This is a genomic window from Amycolatopsis sp. CA-126428 (genome assembly GCF_002904335.1).
In the GTDB taxonomy this organism is placed as follows: Bacteria; Actinomycetota; Actinomycetes; order Mycobacteriales; family Pseudonocardiaceae; genus Amycolatopsis.
Genome location: NZ_PPHF01000123.1, coordinates 156,609 through 171,969, shown reverse-complemented (window position 1 = coordinate 171,969; position 15,361 = coordinate 156,609). Strand labels below are relative to the sequence as shown.

General features: G+C 72.1%; 20 protein-coding genes. 12 read left to right on the top strand and 8 right to left on the bottom strand.

The window, feature by feature from the left end; genetic code table 11:
- Positions 1–265 precede the first annotated feature (265 nt).
- The gene (locus C2L58_RS30110; RefSeq protein WP_103341050.1) at positions 266–1,120 is read left to right on the top strand and encodes a sigma-70 family RNA polymerase sigma factor; all 855 of its coding nucleotides are present in this window, start codon (positions 266–268) and stop codon (positions 1,118–1,120) included.
- On the opposite strand, the gene C2L58_RS30105 is transcribed toward C2L58_RS30110, so the two are convergent.
- Positions 1,110–1,697 (bottom strand): dihydrofolate reductase family protein, encoded by a 588-nt coding sequence (locus C2L58_RS30105; RefSeq protein ID WP_103341049.1) that lies wholly within the window; start codon positions 1,695–1,697, stop codon positions 1,110–1,112. The genes C2L58_RS30110 and C2L58_RS30105 overlap by 11 nt on opposite strands.
- 191 nt (positions 1,698–1,888) lie before the next feature.
- On the opposite strand from C2L58_RS30105, the gene C2L58_RS30100 reads away from it, so the two are divergent.
- Entirely contained in the window at positions 1,889–2,707 is an 819-nt protein-coding gene (locus tag C2L58_RS30100) for a class I SAM-dependent methyltransferase (RefSeq protein ID WP_103341048.1), read from the top strand.
- 16 nt (positions 2,708–2,723) lie between these two features.
- Positions 2,724–3,383, top strand: coding sequence for a TetR/AcrR family transcriptional regulator (locus C2L58_RS30095; protein ID WP_103341047.1), 660 nt, complete (start codon positions 2,724–2,726; stop codon positions 3,381–3,383).
- Between the two features lie 119 nt (positions 3,384–3,502).
- Here the strand turns inward: C2L58_RS30095 and C2L58_RS30090 are convergent, their stop codons facing one another.
- Entirely contained in the window at positions 3,503–3,886 is a 384-nt protein-coding gene (locus tag C2L58_RS30090; RefSeq protein ID WP_103341046.1) for a nuclear transport factor 2 family protein, read from the bottom strand.
- Between the two features lie 96 nt (positions 3,887–3,982).
- Here C2L58_RS30090 and C2L58_RS30085 point away from each other — a divergent pair, with 96 nt between their 5' ends.
- On the top strand, positions 3,983–4,885 hold the full coding sequence (locus C2L58_RS30085; protein WP_103341045.1) for a LysR family transcriptional regulator: 903 nt from the start codon (positions 3,983–3,985) through the stop codon (positions 4,883–4,885).
- Here the strand turns inward: C2L58_RS30085 and C2L58_RS30080 are convergent.
- Together C2L58_RS30080 and C2L58_RS30075 are read right to left on the bottom strand one after the other, a co-directional pair.
- Positions 4,842–5,726, bottom strand: a complete 885-nt coding sequence (locus C2L58_RS30080; RefSeq protein ID WP_103341044.1) for a transglutaminase-like domain-containing protein — start codon at positions 5,724–5,726, stop codon at positions 4,842–4,844. The two genes, C2L58_RS30085 and C2L58_RS30080, sit on opposite strands and share 44 nt — an antisense overlap.
- Before the next feature lie 22 nt (positions 5,727–5,748).
- On the bottom strand, positions 5,749–6,747 hold the full coding sequence (locus C2L58_RS30075) for a GlxA family transcriptional regulator (protein WP_103341043.1): 999 nt from the start codon (positions 6,745–6,747) through the stop codon (positions 5,749–5,751).
- Positions 6,748–6,818: 71 nt separating this feature from the next.
- Here C2L58_RS30075 and C2L58_RS30070 point away from each other — a divergent pair, with 71 nt between their 5' ends.
- On the top strand, positions 6,819–7,595 hold the full coding sequence (locus tag C2L58_RS30070) for an NAD(P)H-dependent oxidoreductase (RefSeq protein ID WP_233226015.1): 777 nt from the start codon (positions 6,819–6,821) through the stop codon (positions 7,593–7,595).
- On the opposite strand, the gene C2L58_RS30065 is transcribed toward C2L58_RS30070, so the two are convergent.
- Together C2L58_RS30065 and C2L58_RS30060 are read right to left on the bottom strand one after the other, a co-directional pair.
- The gene (locus C2L58_RS30065; RefSeq protein WP_103341041.1) at positions 7,579–8,328 is read right to left on the bottom strand and encodes an SDR family oxidoreductase; all 750 of its coding nucleotides are present in this window, start codon (positions 8,326–8,328) and stop codon (positions 7,579–7,581) included. The genes C2L58_RS30070 and C2L58_RS30065 overlap by 17 nt on opposite strands.
- On the bottom strand, positions 8,325–9,185 hold the full coding sequence (locus C2L58_RS30060; RefSeq protein WP_255410590.1) for an NAD(P)-dependent oxidoreductase: 861 nt from the start codon (positions 9,183–9,185) through the stop codon (positions 8,325–8,327). Before C2L58_RS30060 ends, C2L58_RS30065 begins: the two co-directional genes overlap by 4 nt.
- 73 nt (positions 9,186–9,258) lie before the next feature.
- Between C2L58_RS30060 and C2L58_RS30055 the strand changes: the two genes are divergently transcribed.
- Entirely contained in the window at positions 9,259–9,624 is a 366-nt protein-coding gene (locus tag C2L58_RS30055; protein ID WP_199191509.1) for a winged helix-turn-helix transcriptional regulator, read from the top strand.
- On the opposite strand, the gene C2L58_RS30050 is transcribed toward C2L58_RS30055, so the two are convergent.
- A complete protein-coding gene (locus C2L58_RS30050; RefSeq protein WP_103341039.1) occupies positions 9,590–10,780 on the bottom strand; it encodes an FAD-dependent monooxygenase in 1,191 nt (396 codons plus the stop codon). The genes C2L58_RS30055 and C2L58_RS30050 overlap by 35 nt on opposite strands.
- 73 nt (positions 10,781–10,853) lie before the next feature.
- Between C2L58_RS30050 and C2L58_RS30045 the strand changes: the two genes are divergently transcribed.
- On the top strand, positions 10,854–11,426 hold the full coding sequence (locus tag C2L58_RS30045; RefSeq protein WP_103341038.1) for a TetR/AcrR family transcriptional regulator: 573 nt from the start codon (positions 10,854–10,856) through the stop codon (positions 11,424–11,426).
- Here C2L58_RS30045 and C2L58_RS30040 read toward each other — a convergent pair.
- Entirely contained in the window at positions 11,423–11,986 is a 564-nt protein-coding gene (locus C2L58_RS30040; protein WP_103341037.1) for a flavodoxin family protein, read from the bottom strand. The genes C2L58_RS30045 and C2L58_RS30040 overlap by 4 nt on opposite strands.
- A 78-nt stretch (positions 11,987–12,064) precedes the next feature.
- Here C2L58_RS30040 and C2L58_RS30035 point away from each other — a divergent pair, with 78 nt between their 5' ends.
- From C2L58_RS30035 to C2L58_RS30015, 5 genes are read left to right on the top strand one after another with little or no spacing between them, the layout of a single operon-like run.
- The gene (locus C2L58_RS30035) at positions 12,065–12,481 is read left to right on the top strand and encodes a MarR family winged helix-turn-helix transcriptional regulator (RefSeq protein WP_103341036.1); all 417 of its coding nucleotides are present in this window, start codon (positions 12,065–12,067) and stop codon (positions 12,479–12,481) included.
- A gap of 55 nt (positions 12,482–12,536) precedes the next feature.
- Entirely contained in the window at positions 12,537–13,334 is a 798-nt protein-coding gene (locus C2L58_RS30030; protein ID WP_103341035.1) for an SRPBCC family protein, read from the top strand.
- A gap of 34 nt (positions 13,335–13,368) precedes the next feature.
- Entirely contained in the window at positions 13,369–14,475 is a 1,107-nt protein-coding gene (locus C2L58_RS30025; protein ID WP_103341034.1) for a sensor histidine kinase, read from the top strand.
- Positions 14,472–15,119, top strand: coding sequence for a response regulator (locus C2L58_RS30020; RefSeq protein WP_103341033.1), 648 nt, complete (start codon positions 14,472–14,474; stop codon positions 15,117–15,119). The genes C2L58_RS30025 and C2L58_RS30020 overlap by 4 nt, the downstream gene beginning before the upstream one ends.
- A 35-nt stretch (positions 15,120–15,154) precedes the next feature.
- Positions 15,155–15,355, top strand: a complete 201-nt coding sequence (locus C2L58_RS30015) for a hypothetical protein (RefSeq protein ID WP_103341032.1) — start codon at positions 15,155–15,157, stop codon at positions 15,353–15,355.
- The last annotated feature ends 6 nt before the right edge of the window (positions 15,356–15,361 follow it).

Here is a 15,361-nt window from a genome sequence, read left to right as displayed (position 1 = left end):
GGAGTGCTTCGTCCACAGTGCACAGTCCGCCGGCCCACCACGGCGAAAGCCGGACGCCGACGCGGCCGTGCGCGGCGGCCCGGGGCGTCCGAGAAGCCGATGGCCCGTTCGCCCACCCAGGTGCCTTCGGCGACGATGAGTCCGGCGCCGGCGCGCTGCGCGTAGTAGGCGTCCAGGTCGGCGGGGGTCAGCAAGCTCATCCGGTCACCTCCGGTCGCGGGGATACGTCGAGGAGGCGACGGTGAACGCGAGCGGAAGGTGACCGATGGACGACCTGGCGGCGGACTTCGAGGCCGAACGCGGCCGGCTGCGCGGGCTGGCCTACCGGATGCTCGGCTCGGCGGCCGAAGCGGACGACGCCGTGCAGGAAGCGTGGTTGCGGCTGAACCGGGCCGGCTCGGTCGGCAACCTGGCGGCCTGGCTGACCACGGTCGTGTCCCGCGTCTGCCTCGACGTCCTGCGTTCGCGGAAATCCCGCCGCGAGGAGTCGTTCGAGGTGTTCCCGGAGCCGGTGGACGACGCCGATCCGGCGGACGAAGCCGCGCTCGCCGACGCGGTGGGCCGTGCGCTGCTCGTCGTGCTGGCCGCGCTCGGGCCGGCCGAGCGGATCGCGTTCGTGCTGCACGACCTGTTCGCCGTGCCGTTCGACCGGATCGCCCCGGTGCTGGACCGCACGCCGGTGGCGGCGAAGAAGCTGGCGAGCCGCGCGCGGCACCGGGTCCGGGGCACTTCCCCGCTGCCCCCGGCCGACCTGGCCCGGCACCGCCGGGTGGTCGACGCGTTCCTGGCCGCCGCCCGCGGCGGCGACCTCGCCGCCCTGCTCGACGTGCTGGCCCCGGACGTCGTCCGCCGCGCCGACGCGGCCGCGCTGCCGGCGGGCGCGGCCCTCGAGACGCGCGGGGCCCGCGCGGTGGCCGAGGAGACGCAGGTGTTCGGGAAACGGGCCCGGTTCGCCGAAACTGTCCTGGTCGACGGCGCGGTCGGCGTCGTCGTCGCGCCCCGCGGACGGCTGGTGCTCGCCTTGGCCGTGACGGTCGACGGCGAGCGGGTGGCGGCGTATGAAGTGATCGCCGACCCCGCCCGCCTCGCCGCGCTGCACGTCACGCTCCTCAGCGCTTGATCCGGTACGAAAGGTGCGTCACGCCGGTACCCTCGGTGACCTCCGGGCCGGTCAGCTTCGTGGTGGCGTCGAGGTGGTCGAAGAAGCGGACGCCGGAGCCGAGCAGCACCGGGATCAGGTCGACCTGGACGCCGTCGAGCAGGCCGAGGTTGAGGCACTGCTGGGCGATCGTCGTGCTGGCGACCGCGACGATCTTGTCGCCGGCGGCCTTCTTCGCCTGCTCGACGGCGCTTTCGAGGCCGTCGGTGACGAACGTGAACGGCGCGTCCGGGTGCGGCCAGTCCGCGGGCTCCTCGTGGGTGACGACGAAGACCGGCACGCCCATCGGGTGCGTGCCGCCCCAGCCCTGGGCGAGGTTGAACAGGCGGCGGCCGGTGATCAGCGCGCCGACGTTGTCCATCGCCGCGCGCAGCATCTTCGCGCTGGCTTCGGAGGTCTTGAAGGTGGCCCACTCGACGGCGGTGGGGACCTCGACGTCGCCACTGCCGAACCACTCGAACAGGTGATCGATGTGGTCTTCCGGGTCGGCCACGAAACCGTCGAGGGACATGGACATGTTGGCGATGACGTCGGTCATTTCGAACTCCTTTTGGCTGGTCAGAGGCGGTTTGCCCTGATGGGGAGAAGTCTTCCGCGTTCGTCCGCCCGGAAGATCTGCCACCTGGCCGACATCCGGCGGCGGGTGGCCGATGCCTTGACAGCGGATGGCCGCGGCGGCAGCATGAACACATGTTCATGAACGTGTGTTCATAACGGAAGGGGCTGGGGATGACCGGGATCGTCAACACCGCACAGGCCGAGGCGTGGAACGGCTACGAAGGGGAGCACTGGGCGACACACGCCGATCGCTACGACGCCGTGAACAGCGGCTTCAACAGTTTTTTGCTCGAGCAGGTGGACTCCGGCGATCGCGTGCTCGACATCGGCTGCGGCAACGGCCAGCTCACGCGGCTCGCCGCGGCGCGGGCCCGCTCCGCGATCGGCGTCGACCTGTCCGGGCCGATGCTCGCGACCGCGCGGAGGCGGGCGGCCGAGGTGCCGAACGTGACGTTCGAGCAGGGTGACGTCCAGGTCCACCCGTTCGCCGAAGGCGGGTTCGACCTGGCGATCAGCCGGTTCGGGGTGATGTTCTTCGCCGATCCGGTGGCGGCGTTCGGCAACGTCCGGCGCGCGCTGCCCCCCGGCGGGCGGCTCGCGTTCCTCTGCATGACGGCGCTGTCCGGCACCGACCTCGGCCGGGTGTTCGCCGCGATGGCGGCCTACCTGCCGCAGCCGACCGGGCCGGACGGCAGCGGGCCGACGTCGTTCGCGGACCCGGACCGGACCAGGGCGGTGCTGACCGAAGCCGGCTTCGAAGACGTCGTGTGCACCCGCGTCGAGGCCGGCCAGGTCTGGGGCCGTGACGTCCCCGACGCGGCCCGGTTCATGGCGGACTGGGGCCCGGTCCGCCACCACCTGGACCGGCTCGACAGCGCGACGGCGACCAAGGCGACCGACGCCCTCGCGGAGGCGCTCGAGCCGTTCGCGGGCCCGGAGGCGGTCCGGCTGCGCGGCACGGCGTGGCTGGTCACGGGAAGGAGGCCGTAGCGGGGGCGCCCGTACGATGGCGGTGATGTCACCGAGGAAAGCCGCCGCCCAGCGGGACGGGCAGTCACTGCACGACCTGCTGCTCGAGACCGCGCAGAAGATGATCGCCACGCACGGCACGACCGGTATGACCGTGCGGGAGATCGCGCGCATGGCGGGCGTCGCCGACGGCGTGCTCTACAACCACTTCTCCGACAAGGAGGAACTGGTGGCCCGGGCCCTGCTGGAGCACGTGCGCACAACGGAGGCGGAGCTGGGCGAGTTGCCCGTGCCCGGTGAAGGCGTCCTCTTCGGGAACCTCCGCCGCCACGTGGAGTTCGGCCTGGCGCTGCACAAGGCGCTCGTGCCGGCGTTCAGCGGCCTGGTCTCGCAGCCCAGGGTGCTGGAGCGGTTCGCGGAGATCAGCGAGCGGTCCGGCTACTGGCGCGATCGGCTGGTGGCCTACCTCGAGGCGGAACGCAGGCTGGGCCGCCTGCGCCCGGAGTCCGAAGTGGACGCAACGGCGGCCATGCTGGTCGGCTACTGCCACGCCTCGGTGCTCACGACGGTCTTCCCGCACACGGCACCCCTCGACCCGCCACCGGTGAACTCGGTGGTGAGCGCCGCACTGCACGGCATCGCGCCGAGGGAGATCGACCCGGCGGACGACGACCCGGACCCGGTCGCCGAGGCGTGATGCCCCGGCCGACCAAGCCGGGCACGGTCCCTGAGGGGTGACGTCCCGCGCGGCGGGACACCGGCCGCGGTCGCTCACGAGCGCCGGCCCGCGAGGCGGCACCTCCCGGGGCAGCTCGCCTAGATCATCGGGTTGCCGCTCGCCGTCGTCTCCGGGATCTCCTGCACCACGTCCCAGTGCTCGGTGATCCGGCCGTCCCGCACCCGCATCACGTCCGCGATCGCGCTGCCACGCGAGCCGGGCGTCAGGCGCAGGAGGCTGTGCGTGCACACAAGATCGTCCTCGGCGATCACCCGGTGGACGTCCAGGGTGAGCTCCGGGAACCGGGTCACGAACCCGGCCAGGTAGCGGGCCGAGGCCGCCGCGCTCGCCGGGGCGTGGGGGTTGTGCTGGACGTAGCCGTCGCCGACGTGCTCGGCGAAGGCGTCGGCCGGGCGCTTCTCGGTGAAGGCCAGCCGGAGGAAGCCCAAGACCACTTCCTTGTTGCGTTGTGACTCCGTCATCGATGTCCGTCCTTTGTGGAGTTATCGACACCAAGCCCACCATGCGCGAAAGAGAAAAGGAAAGACCTGTGGACTCTGCCGCGATACTCTCCCGGTATGGACGATGTCGAGGTCCGTGAGCTGCGGTATTTCCGCGCGGTCGCCGAAGAGCTGAACTTCTCGCGCGCCGCCGAGCGGCTCGGGATGGCGCAGCCACCGCTGTCGCGCGCGATCCGGCTGCTGGAGCGGCGGCTCGGGGTGCAGCTCTTCGAACGCACCAGCCGGCACGTCTCGCTGACGCCGGCCGGCGCCGTCCTGCTCACCGAGTCGGCGAAGGCACTGGACGCCGTCACCGCGGCGGTCCGGCGCACGCGGCGGGCAGCTCAACGGACGCCGGCGCTGGTCGTCACCGCGAAGCCGGGGGTCGCGACCGATCTGCTGCGGCGGATCGCCGACGCGCACCCCGATCCGGTCGACCTCCGGGTCAGCGGGTTCGGCGAACAGACGGAGATGCTGCGGGACGGCCGGGCCGACGTGGCCGTGCTCGGCTGCCACGGCGGCACCCACCACGGCCTGGACGTCGAGGTGCTGTTCAGCGAACCACGGGTGGCCGCACTGCCGTCGGACCACGAACTCGCCCGCCGGTCCGTGCTGACCTGCGCCGACTTCGCCGGGCAGCCGACGCCGTGCTGGCCGCTCTCCTCGGCCGCGGACCGGGCGTACTGGTCCGGGCAGGACGTGACCGGCGGACCGGTGACACCCGGGCCGATCGTGCACGACAGCGCCCAGCTGCTGGAGACGGTCGCGCTCGGGCAGGCGGTCGCGCTGCTGCCCGCGTCGGTCGCCGAGCTGCGCTCGCGGGACGACGTCGTCTACCGGCCGGTTGTCGACGCGACGCCGTACTCGCTGGCCCTCGCCTGGACGGCCGGGGCGCGGGACCTGCGGATCGCGCGGTTCGTGCGGACTGCCACCGAGGTCAGCGAAGCACTACCTCGGCCAGGAGCCGTCCCGGCGGGGTGACCGTGTGGATCACCGGCGGCACCCGGACGTCGTCGGCCTCGAAGGCCACCCGCAGCTGCTCGACGTCCGCGTCGGCCACCAGCTCGGCCAGCTCGTCCGCACGGGCGACGGTGGCCGGGTCGAGCGCGGCGGAGTCGTCGAGTGCGCCCCAGATGTCCCACTGGAGCATCTCGTGCTTGTTGAGCGCGGCGAGGTCGAGCACGAGGTTGTGCCACGTGTACGGAATCCCGCGCAGGAACGGCACGTCCAGGTCCGGCGAGACGACCAGCAGGTCCGGGTCGAGCTCGCCGGCGCGCACGGCGGTCCACGCGTCGGGGCCGGTCAGGAACCGGTCGCGGGGGACGTCGAGGAGGTCGAAGGCCACGTCGTCCACCGGGTCGCGGAAACCGGGTGACAGCTGGGGCTCGACCAGGTGCCAGCCGTCGGCGGTGCGGACCTCGGCGACGACGTGGTCGAGGTACCAGCCGGGCATCAGGTAGCTCGCGAAGCCGACGCGGGCGCGGGCCGGGATGCCGTGGTGGCGGGCCATCGAGACGAACAGCAGCGTGAAGTCGCGGCAGCAGCCGACGATCCGGTGCAGCGGCGGCCGCGGCTGCACCGGTGGGGCCGGGTCGAGCTCGCGCAGGCGCGCCCACATCGCCTCGGCGTACCGCAGGGTGATCTCGTCGTTGCGGGCGGCCGGAAACCCGTGTTCGGTGATCGCGCCCGAACCCCAGTAGTGGAACACCAGCTGGGACGCCGCTTCACGCAGGACGGCCAGGTCGGCCGGGGTCGCGTCGAGCCAGTCCGCGTGCGGTCCGGGATCGCTGAACCGGCTGTGGCTGACGTAGAAGTCGTCCATGGGCGCCGACGCTATCCGGATTTCAGCCGGCTTGAACAGCCAGTTCTCCGCGGAAGGTCGACCGGTACGCGCTCGGCGACACCGCCAGCGCCGCCTGGAAGTGCTGGCGCAGCGAGGCCGCCGTGCCGAAGCCGGCTTCGGTGGCGACGCGGTCGACCGGCAGGTCCGTCTCCTCGAGGAGCTGGCGGGCGCGCTCGACCCGTTGCTGGGTCAGCCACTGCAGGGCCGAGATGCCGACCTCCTCGCGGAAGCGGCGGGTGAACGTGCGCGTGCTCATCGCCTCGCGGGCGGCGAGCTCGCGCAGGGTCAGCGGCCGGTGCAGGTTCTCCAGCGCCCAGGCCCGGGCCGCCTTCGTCGACGACGTCCGGGGCTCGGGGACCGGCCGCCGGACGAACTGGGCCTGGCCGCCTTCGCGGTGCGGGGACACGACCGTGCCGCGGGCGACCTCGTTGGCCACCGCCGTGCCGTGGTCGCGGCGGATCATGTGCAGCACCAGGTCGATCCCGGCGGCGACACCCGCCGAGGTCAGCACGTCGCCGTCGTCGGTGTAGAGCACGCACGGGTCGACGTCGACCTCGGGGAACCGGTCCTGCAGGTCCTCGGCGGACCGCCAGTGGGTGGTGGCCCGGCGGCCGTCGAGCAGGCCGGCCGCGGCGAGCACGAACGCGCCGGTGCAGATGGACGCGATGCGCGCGGCCGGCGGGATGCGGCCGAGGGCGGCTTCGAGCGGCGGGGTCAGCACGCGCGCCAGCGGCTCGTACTCGATCAGGGACGCCGGGACGATCACCGTGTCCGCCTCGGCCAGCACCTCGGGGCCGCGGTCGACCGGGATGGTGAAGTCGGCGTCGGTGCGCACCGGACCGGGTTCGAGCGTGCAGGTCACGACTTCGTACAGCGGCTCCCCCGGCGCCGAGCGGGCCTGGCCGAACAGGCGGTGGACGATGCCCAGCTCCATCACCAGCATGCCGTGGCGAACGAGGACGGCGACGTGGTGGCGGTTCGGGTGCACGAATTCGGCCATGGCTCGATTCTTGCACATGTTGGCTTTCCGGCCACTCGATCGAACCGGGCGGCCGGATGACCATCGAGGTCATGAACGTGTTGTGGGTTTTCGCGCATCCCGAGCCGCGCTCGCTGAGCGGGGCCCTCCGTGACGACGGGCTCCGGACGCTCCGGGAGCTCGGCCACGACGTCCGGGAGTCGGACCTGTACGCCATGAAGTGGAACCCGGTGGTCGACGCCGCCGACTTCGGCGCCGAAGCCGACGACGGCCGGCTGGTCGTCGGGGCGACGTCGGCCCGGGCGCACGCGCGCGGGGAGCTGAGCGCGGACATCGTGGCCGAGCAGGAAAAGCTGGCCTGGGCGGACGCGGTCGTCGTGCAGTTCCCGTTGTGGTGGTACGGCCTGCCGGCGATCCTCAAGGGCTGGTTCGACCGCGTCTTCGTGAAGGGCTTCGGGTACGGCGTCCGCGCCGAGGACGGCCGGACCCTGCGCTACGGCGAGGGCCGGCTCGCGGGCAAGCGCGCGATGGTGGTGCTCGCCGCGGGTGCCCGCGAGCCGGCCCTGGAGCCGCGCGGGGTGAACGGCGCGCTGGCCGACGTCCTCTTCCCGCTACATCACGGAACCCTCTTCTACGCGGGGATGTCGGTGCTGCCGCCGGTGGCGGTCTACGGCGCCGACCGCGTGCCGGACGACGAGTTCGCCGAGGCACGGGACCTGCTTCGCGAACGCCTGCGGACGCTCGAAACCGCGGAGCCCATCCCGTTCCGCACACAGAATGGCGGCGACTACGACGATGACCTCGTCCTGCGCCCCGACCGCGCGCCGGGGGTCACCGGCCTGGGCGCCCACCTCACGCGGGCAGGGTGAGCCGCTGGCCGAGACCGCCGTCCACGGGGAGGTCCGCGCCGGTGGTGAAGGTGGCGTCGAACGCCAGGAACAGCACCGCCGCAGCGACCTCCTCCGCGGTGGCGTGGCGCTTCAACGGCGTGCTCTCGTCGCCGATCGCCTTGAACTCCGCCAGGACCGGCTCCGGGACGCCGGTGACGCCCATCGTCGGCGTGTCGGTGTAGCCGGGGCTGACCACGTTCACCCGGATCCCGCGCGGCGCCAGCTCGGCCGCGTACGTGCGGGCGAACGAGCGCACCGCCGCCTTCGCCGCCGAATACAGGCCCATCCCGGCGATCCCGGCCTCGGCCGCGACCGACGTCGTGAAGACGAACGAGCCACCGGACCGGACCAGCGGCGCGAGCCGCCGGGCGGTGAAGTAGGCGCCCTTGGTGTTGACGTCGAACGTCCGGTCGTAGAGCTCGGGCGTCGCGGCCTCGTACGGCGTCAGCGTCGCGAACCCGACGTTGAGGAACACCAGGTCCAGCTCGCCGAGCGTGCGCGCGGCCACCTCACCCAGCTCGGCGACGTCGGCCAGGCGCGCCGCGTCCGAGGACAGCAGGTGCGCCTTGCCCGGCAACGTGCCCGCCAGCGGGGTCACGTCCCGGCCGGTGAGCAGCACCTCCGCGCCGCCGTCGAGCAGGGCGCGCACCACCGCCAGCCCCATCCCGTGCGTGCCGCCGGCGACGACGGCCTTCTTTCCCTGGTACTTCACCGGATCTCCTCGATGACGCTGGCGATCGCGTGCGCACCGTGGCCCGCCGCGACCGCTCGGTCGAACAACTCCCGCAGCACCGCGGGCACCGCCGTGCTGATCCCCTGCGCGCGGCTCGTCTCGACCAGCAAGCCGAGTCCCGCCGCGTTGATGTCCAAAGCGGACACCTCGGTGGTGTAGTCGCCGCTCGCGACCTGCTCGCCGATGCCCGGCAGGAACCCGCCGACGGCCGACTGCCACGCCGATGCCATCGGCGCGAACTGCGCGGGCGTGACGCCCTCGGTGCCGACCAGCGCCAGCGCGTGCAGGTAGCCGGCCATCGTCGACCACATCATGCCGAGCAGCGCCAGGTCGTACAGCGCCGGCAGGCCGGCGTCCTCGCCGAGGAACACCGGTGCGCCCAGCACTTCCAGCACGTCGCGCTGCGCCGCGAACGTCGGTTCCGAGCCGCCGTAGAGGATCTGCGCCGCCGGGGTGCCGATGCCCTGCGGTACGGCCATGATCACGCCGTCGACGTAGTCGATGCCCTCGGAAGCGGCCCACTTCGCGACGCCCCGCGCCTGCTCCGGGGTCCCGGACGTGAGGTTGACGAGCACTTTCGGCGAAGCGGCTTCGAGCACCGGCCGCTGCGCGTCGTAGGTGGACAGGCAACTGAGGACGACGTCGGCCGAAGCCGCTTCCGCCGGCGTCGCCGCGAGCCGGGCGCCGCGGTCGAGCAGCGGCCCCGCCTTGAGCGGCGACCGGTTCCACACCGAGACGTCGTGTCCCGCCCCCAAGAGCGCCCCGGCGAGGGCGGCGCCCATCCGCCCCAGGCCGAGCACGCCCACGTGTTTCTGGCTTTCTCCCATGGATTCCATGCTGCTGGGACGCTTTACACTGGACAAGTACCGACTAATAAGTCAGGTACCCACCAAAACGTAAGGATCCTGGATGCAGCCTCGAACGTACCGCTGCGGGCTGGACGCGGCCGTCGACGTGATCGGCGGCCGCTGGAAGGCCCTGATCCTCTGGGCGCTGCACGCCGAGCCGCTGCGGTTCGGCGAGCTGAAGCGGAAGGTGGCGGGGATCAGCGAAAAGATGCTGATCCAGGCGCTGCGGGAACTGGAGGCGGACGAGGTCGTGCACCGCGAGGTGTTCCACGAGATCCCGCCGAAGGTCGAGTACTCGCTGACCGGGCTGGGTCAGCGGCTGAACACGGCGTTGCTGCCGCTGGGTGACTGGGGCGAGGAGAACATGGCCGGCATCGCCGAGCGCCGCGGCGTCACGCCGGCGCCACCGCATACGGCTTCAGCGTGATCGCGTTGCCCGCCTTGAGCGGCAGCTCTTCGATCAGCTTGCGCCACGGCAGGTACGGCAGCAGCCGGTAGTTCAGGTTGCGGAACTTCAGCCACCCGCGCGTCGGCGGGACGAACCACTTCCCGTTGCCCTCGGCCAGTTTCTGGCAGGCGTCGACGAAGCCGCGCATCTCGCGGGTGTAGGCGCCGAACGCCGTCGTGTGGTCGCCGCCGGCGGCCGCGAGCTCGCCCGCCAGCACGTACGCGCCGACGATCGCCAGGCTCGTTCCCATTCCCGAGAGCGGTGCGGCGCAGTACGCGGCGTCGCCGACCAGCGCGACGCGCCCGCGTGCGTACGAGTCCAGCTTGATCTGGCTCGCCGAGTCGAAGTAGAAGTCCGGCGCTTCCCGCATGGCCGCCAGCAGCGCCGGCGTCTCCCAGCCGACGTCGCGGAACTTCTCCTCGACGATCCGGCGCTGCCGCGCGGGGTCCCGGGGGTCGTGGTCCAGCCGGTCGGCGCCGAACCAGAACAGCGCCTTGGCCTCGGTGTTGTCCCGCGCGCTGTAGACGCCGACGGTCCGGTTCGGCTCGTTGTAGAACCGGCCGACGCGGTCGAGGCCGAGGTGGTTGGGCACGGTGAAGATCGAGACGTAGTAGCCGAGGTCGCGCCGGAACCGGGCCTCCTCGCCGAAAGCCAGCGACCGCACGTTCGAGTGCAGCCCGTCGGCCCCGATGACCAGGTCGAACTCGCGCGGCTCGCCGTGGGCGAAGGTGACCGTGACGCCGTCGCCATGCTCGGTGATGCCCGTGATGGAGTCACCGAAGACGTACTCGACGCCGTCCCGCGTCGCGTCGTAGAGGATGCGCGCGAGGTCGCCGCGCAGGATTTCCAGCTCGCCGCTCTGGTAGGTCGGCGGCGTGACCACCAGCGGCCGGTTCACACTGTCCACATAGGTCACTTCGCCCATCCGGGTCGCCGCCGCTTCGACCGCGCCCAGCAGGCCCATGCGGTCGAGGACCCGCATCGACGCGCCGCGGAAGTCGACCGCGTAGCCGCCGTCGCGCAGTTCGGGAGCGCGTTCGACGACCGTCGGCGTGAAGCCGTGACGGCGGAGCCAGAAGGCCAGCGCGGGGCCGGCGACGCTCGCGCCGGAGATGAGGACTCGTCTGTTCTGCATGCCGGGAACGGTAACCCCGATTTGGGCGACCGCGCAAGGCGTTCGCCTAAGACGTTCGTGCTAGGCTCGAGGCATGGGCAACAAGGAGTCACTGCTGGCGGGCGCCAAGCGCTGCCTGTACGAGAAGGGCTACGCCCGCACGACGGTGCGAGACCTGGCCTCGGCGGCGAACGTGAGCATGGCGGCCATCGGCTACCACTTCGGTTCGCGCGAGGCGCTGCTCAACGCCGCACTGATCGAGGCGAACGAGGAGTGGGGCGAAACGCTGGCGAAAACGCTGCAGGTCCAGACGCCGCCGGGCACGTCACCGGCCGAGCGCTTCGAGCTGATCTGGCAGCGCGTGATCGAGTCGTTCGGCGAGCACCGCCGGATGTGGGCGGTGAGCTTCGAGGCCTGCGCCCAGCCGGACCTCGACGAGCAGGTCCGCGCCCAGCTCGCGAACGCCGTCGAACTGGCCCGCCACGGCCTGGCGAACCTCTTCCAGGGCCTCGACGACGGCAGCGCCGAGGCCCGGGCCGCCGGCACGGTGCACCAGGCCCTGCTGTCGGGCGTGATGCTCCAGTGGCTGATCGACCCGGACCACGCGCCGTCGGGCGCCGACCTGGTCCGCGGTCTGCGCCTGATCGCGAAGGACGTCCTGACCTAGACGGTGACCAGGTCCGCCCCGGCGAAGAACGTTCGCGCGGCCGCCGTCGCGTCGGTGTCCACGAGCACGTCGCCGGGGCGGCTGCCGTTGCCGAGCAGGACGCCGCCCCAGTTCATGCTCAGGTACTCGGCGCACAGTTCCAGCGTGCCGATCAGCGGCTGGGCCTCGCGCGCCGTCTCGCTCAAGACGCTTACGCCCCACAGCGTCTTGCCGCGCATCCGCGGCTTGAACTCCACCGGCAGCCGCATCCAGCCCGACCAGTAGTCGAGGTAGAGCTTCACGCTCGCCGCCACCGAGTACCAGTACACCGGCGACACGATCACGATGTCGGTCGCCGCGAAGGTGGCATCCATCAGCAGCTGCTCGTTCTCGCCGGGCTCCGGGTGCGAACCGGCGCCGTGGCGGCGGTCCTCGAACGGCGGCAGCGGCACCTCGGGCAGCCGGACCCACCGCTGCTCGACGTCCTTGGGCAGTTCTTTGGCCGCCAGCCTGGCCAGCATTTCGGTGTTGCCCCCGGCCCGCGCGGCGCCGACCAGGAACAGGAAGCTGCGGTCACTCATGTCCACCCCTCTCGATGTACTTGCATGTACATATAAATACTGTCCCTGGACTATCCTGGCGTCAAGAGGAGGCCGGAAATGACCGTCGACGAACTGGCCTGGGGCCGCGTGCTCGTGCTGCACGCCCGGATCGAGCAGGAACTCGCCAAAGCGCTGCAGCGGCGCCACGGGCTCGGCCTGTCCGAGTACCGCGCCCTCGGCAAGCTGGTCGCGGGCCCCCGCGGTGGCCTGCGGATGCAGGAGCTCGCCGACGCGATCGGCCTCAACCAGAGCTCGGTCAGCCGGATGTGCGCCCGCTTGGAAGACGCCGGCCTGACCATCCGCGACCTGTGCGAAGACGACCGCCGTGGCGTCTACTCGGTGATCACCGACACCGGCCGCAAGCGCTACAGCGAAACCGAACCGACGTACTGCGCGGTGCTGCGGACCGCGCTCGACAAGGCCGCGAGCGACCCGGAGCTCGCCGCCGCCGTCGCCGCCGTCCGCGGCGCTTGACCCGTATATTCCTCAGTGGTTATATACCGGGACAGGCAACCCACAGGAGGAACGCGTGTCCGGACGAGCGAAGCTGCAGACCGACGGCGAACGCCCGGCGCTCCGGCTGGAGCGCCGTCTGAAGCACGCGCCCGAGAAGGTCTGGCACGCCATCACCAACCCGGCGGAGCTCGAGCACTGGTTCCCCGCGAAGGTCGACGTGGAACTGCGCGCCGGCGGCGCGATCCGGTTCACCTTCCCCGGCCAGGACGACACGACGACCGGGCGGGTCGTCACCGCCGACCCGCCGCGCGAGTTCACCTTCGTCTGGAACGACGACACCCTGCGCTGGCTGATCTCCCCCGACGGCGACGGCAGCCTCCTGGAGTTCACCCACACCTTCGGCCGCGGCGACCCGGCGATCGCGAAGCTCGCCGCGGGCCGCACCGCCGCGGGCTGGGACGCCTGCCTCGACGCGCTCGCCGCCCGCCTGGCCGGGCAGGACTTCGCGCAACCGCAGGAATGGCACGCGCGGATGGCGTCCTATGTGGAGGAATTCGGCCTCGACGACGGCGAAGTCCTCGACGACGGCACGATCCGCTTCCGCCGCGACCTCGTCTGGAAGCCGGTGGACGAAGTCCGGGCCCTGCTGCCGGACGAACCCGGCTGGCACGTGCTCCAAGACCCCGCCGAAGGCACCCGGGTCGAGTTCACCGAAGCGGCCGGCGACGACGTCCCGGCGCAGCTGGCCCGGCGCCACGAGCAGCTGGACAAGCTGTTCGCCGCCACCCACGGCGTCACCTTGCCGGACTGGCCGCCCGAGCGCGTCGAAGCCGTGAAGAAGCATTACGCGGAGCATCCGACCCAAGGTTGACGCGCGGGCCGGAGGTCCGCATTACGGTCGGTTCATGCGCATTCGCGTCGTTCTGGACGTGCTGGCCGTCCTGGTGCTGACCCTGGGGGCCGGGGGCAACCTCGCCGCCGGCGCCTGGACGCTGCCGCTGTGGCTGCCCGCCTGGCTCGGCTGGACCATCCTCGTGGGGAGCGTCGTGCCGATCCTGCTGCGGCGCTGGTGGCCGCGGCCCGCCTACATCCTGTCGCTGGTGATGACCGCGGCGGCGGTGCCGATCGGCGGCCCGGTGCTGGCGATCGCCGTCGTGGCGGCGGGTTGTGCGCTGTACACCTTCGTGGTGGCCCAGGGCACCCGGGCGACCCGGGTCGGGTTCGCGGCCGGGCTGGTCGGCGTCGGCGTGGTCGGCGTCGTGGTACCGAACCCGAGCTCGGCGACGACGGTGAACTTCGGCGCGTCGGCGCTGATCGTCGGGTTCGCACTCGGCATCGCCGTCCACGGCCGCCGCGAGCACGCCGCGATCGAGCGCGAAACCCATGCCCAGCAAGCGGTTTCGGCGGAACGGCTGCGGACCGCGCGGGAGATGCACGACGTCGTCGCGCACAGCATGAGCCTGATCGCGGTGAAGGCGGCGGTCGGGAACCACGTCGCCCTGGAACAGCCCGACCAGGCCCGCGACGCGCTGCGCGTCATCGAAGAGACCAGCCGCGAGACCCTGGCCGAGCTGCGGCGCGTGCTCGGCGTGCTGCGCGACGGCACCGGCGTCCCGGCGCTGGCGCCCGCGCCGTCGCTCGACGACCTGCGGGCGCTCGCCGAACGCGCGCAGCAGGCGGGTCCCGCCGTCGACCTGGTCGTCGACGGCCTCACCGAGCTGCCGGGCGGGGTCGGCCAGTCGGTGTACCGGATCGTGCAGGAGGCGCTGACCAACGTGGTCAAGCACGCGGACGCGGCGACGTGCCGGATCCACGTCACCGGCGGCGACGGCGAGGTGGCGATCGAAGTGCTCGACGACGGCCGCGGCGGCGAGGTCGTCCCCGGCCACGGGCTGATCGGGATGCGCGAACGCGTCGCGGTCTACGCGGGTGAATTCTCCGCGGCGCCCGGCGAAACCGGCTTCCGCGTCTTCGCGCGGCTGCCCTACGAAGCACCGGTGACGGCCCGATGACCCGCGTCCTGATCGCCGACGACCAAGCCTTGCTGCGCGGGAGCTTCCGGGTGCTGGTCGACAGCGCACCGGGCCTCGAAGTCGTCGGCGAGGCGTCCGACGGCGCCGAGGCGGTGGCCCTGACCCGCGTCGAGCGGCCGGACGTCGTGCTCATGGACGTCCGGATGCCGGAGATGGACGGCATCGAGGCGACCCGCCGGATCTGCGCGGAAACCGACGTCCGGGTGCTGATGCTGACGACGTTCGACCTCGACGAGTATGTCTATTCGGCGCTGCGCGCGGGCGCGAGCGGGTTCCTCCTGAAGGACACCCGCCCGGCGGACCTGCTGGCGGCGATCGACGTCGTGGCGTCCGGCAACGCGCTGCTGGCACCGTCGGTGACGCGGCGCCTGGTCGCGGAGTTCGCCCGCCTGCCGTCGGGCCCGGTGACCCGGCTGGACGGCGTGACGGCCCGCGAGCAGGAGGTGCTGTCGCTGATCGCCCGCGGCCTGTCGAACGACGAGATCGCGGCGCGCCTGCACCTGGGCATCGCGACGGTGAAGACGCACATCGGCCGGCTGCTGCACAAGCTCGCGGCCCGCGATCGGGCGCAGCTGGTGATCGCGGCGTACGAATCCGGGCTGGTCCGGCCGACAGCGTCCTGAGTAGGGTGGAGCGGCCGATCACGAGGGGGAATGCGATGAGCACCGAACGTCGCGAGCCGGGCGAGGACGAGCTCCTCCCGCCGCCGCTCCTGCCGCCGGACGAGGACTGGGAGCAGGTGACGCATCCCGGCTCGGACGGCACCTATGACGGGGTCCCCCACGGCCCGTACCAGCCGATGCGCGAGCTCGACTCGGAGGACGGACCCCCGCCCCGCCGCGGTGGGCCGACCGGCTGAGCCGTC

What these genes read in the sequence shown, in the direction of transcription:
- C2L58_RS30110 (WP_103341050.1), top strand. Translation starts at nt 266, where the DNA reads ATGGACGACCTGGCGGCGGACTTCGAGGCCGAACGCGGCCGGCTGCGC.
- C2L58_RS30105 (WP_103341049.1), bottom strand. Translation starts at nt 1,697, where the DNA reads ATGACCGACGTCATCGCCAACATGTCCATGTCCCTCGACGGTTTCGTG.
- C2L58_RS30100 (WP_103341048.1), top strand. Translation starts at nt 1,889, where the DNA reads ATGACCGGGATCGTCAACACCGCACAGGCCGAGGCGTGGAACGGCTAC.
- C2L58_RS30095 (WP_103341047.1), top strand. Translation starts at nt 2,724, where the DNA reads ATGGCGGTGATGTCACCGAGGAAAGCCGCCGCCCAGCGGGACGGGCAG.
- C2L58_RS30090 (WP_103341046.1), bottom strand. Translation starts at nt 3,886, where the DNA reads ATGACGGAGTCACAACGCAACAAGGAAGTGGTCTTGGGCTTCCTCCGG.
- C2L58_RS30085 (WP_103341045.1), top strand. Translation starts at nt 3,983, where the DNA reads ATGGACGATGTCGAGGTCCGTGAGCTGCGGTATTTCCGCGCGGTCGCC.
- C2L58_RS30080 (WP_103341044.1), bottom strand. Translation starts at nt 5,726, where the DNA reads ATGGACGACTTCTACGTCAGCCACAGCCGGTTCAGCGATCCCGGACCG.
- C2L58_RS30075 (WP_103341043.1), bottom strand. Translation starts at nt 6,747, where the DNA reads ATGGCCGAATTCGTGCACCCGAACCGCCACCACGTCGCCGTCCTCGTT.
- C2L58_RS30070 (WP_233226015.1), top strand. Translation starts at nt 6,819, where the DNA reads ATGAACGTGTTGTGGGTTTTCGCGCATCCCGAGCCGCGCTCGCTGAGC.
- C2L58_RS30060 (WP_255410590.1), bottom strand. Translation starts at nt 9,185, where the DNA reads ATGGAATCCATGGGAGAAAGCCAGAAACACGTGGGCGTGCTCGGCCTG.
- C2L58_RS30055 (WP_199191509.1), top strand. Translation starts at nt 9,259, where the DNA reads ATGCAGCCTCGAACGTACCGCTGCGGGCTGGACGCGGCCGTCGACGTG.
- C2L58_RS30050 (WP_103341039.1), bottom strand. Translation starts at nt 10,780, where the DNA reads ATGCAGAACAGACGAGTCCTCATCTCCGGCGCGAGCGTCGCCGGCCCC.
- C2L58_RS30045 (WP_103341038.1), top strand. Translation starts at nt 10,854, where the DNA reads ATGGGCAACAAGGAGTCACTGCTGGCGGGCGCCAAGCGCTGCCTGTAC.
- C2L58_RS30040 (WP_103341037.1), bottom strand. Translation starts at nt 11,986, where the DNA reads ATGAGTGACCGCAGCTTCCTGTTCCTGGTCGGCGCCGCGCGGGCCGGG.
- C2L58_RS30035 (WP_103341036.1), top strand. Translation starts at nt 12,065, where the DNA reads ATGACCGTCGACGAACTGGCCTGGGGCCGCGTGCTCGTGCTGCACGCC.
- C2L58_RS30025 (WP_103341034.1), top strand. Translation starts at nt 13,369, where the DNA reads ATGCGCATTCGCGTCGTTCTGGACGTGCTGGCCGTCCTGGTGCTGACC.
- C2L58_RS30020 (WP_103341033.1), top strand. Translation starts at nt 14,472, where the DNA reads ATGACCCGCGTCCTGATCGCCGACGACCAAGCCTTGCTGCGCGGGAGC.
- C2L58_RS30015 (WP_103341032.1), top strand. Translation starts at nt 15,155, where the DNA reads ATGAGCACCGAACGTCGCGAGCCGGGCGAGGACGAGCTCCTCCCGCCG.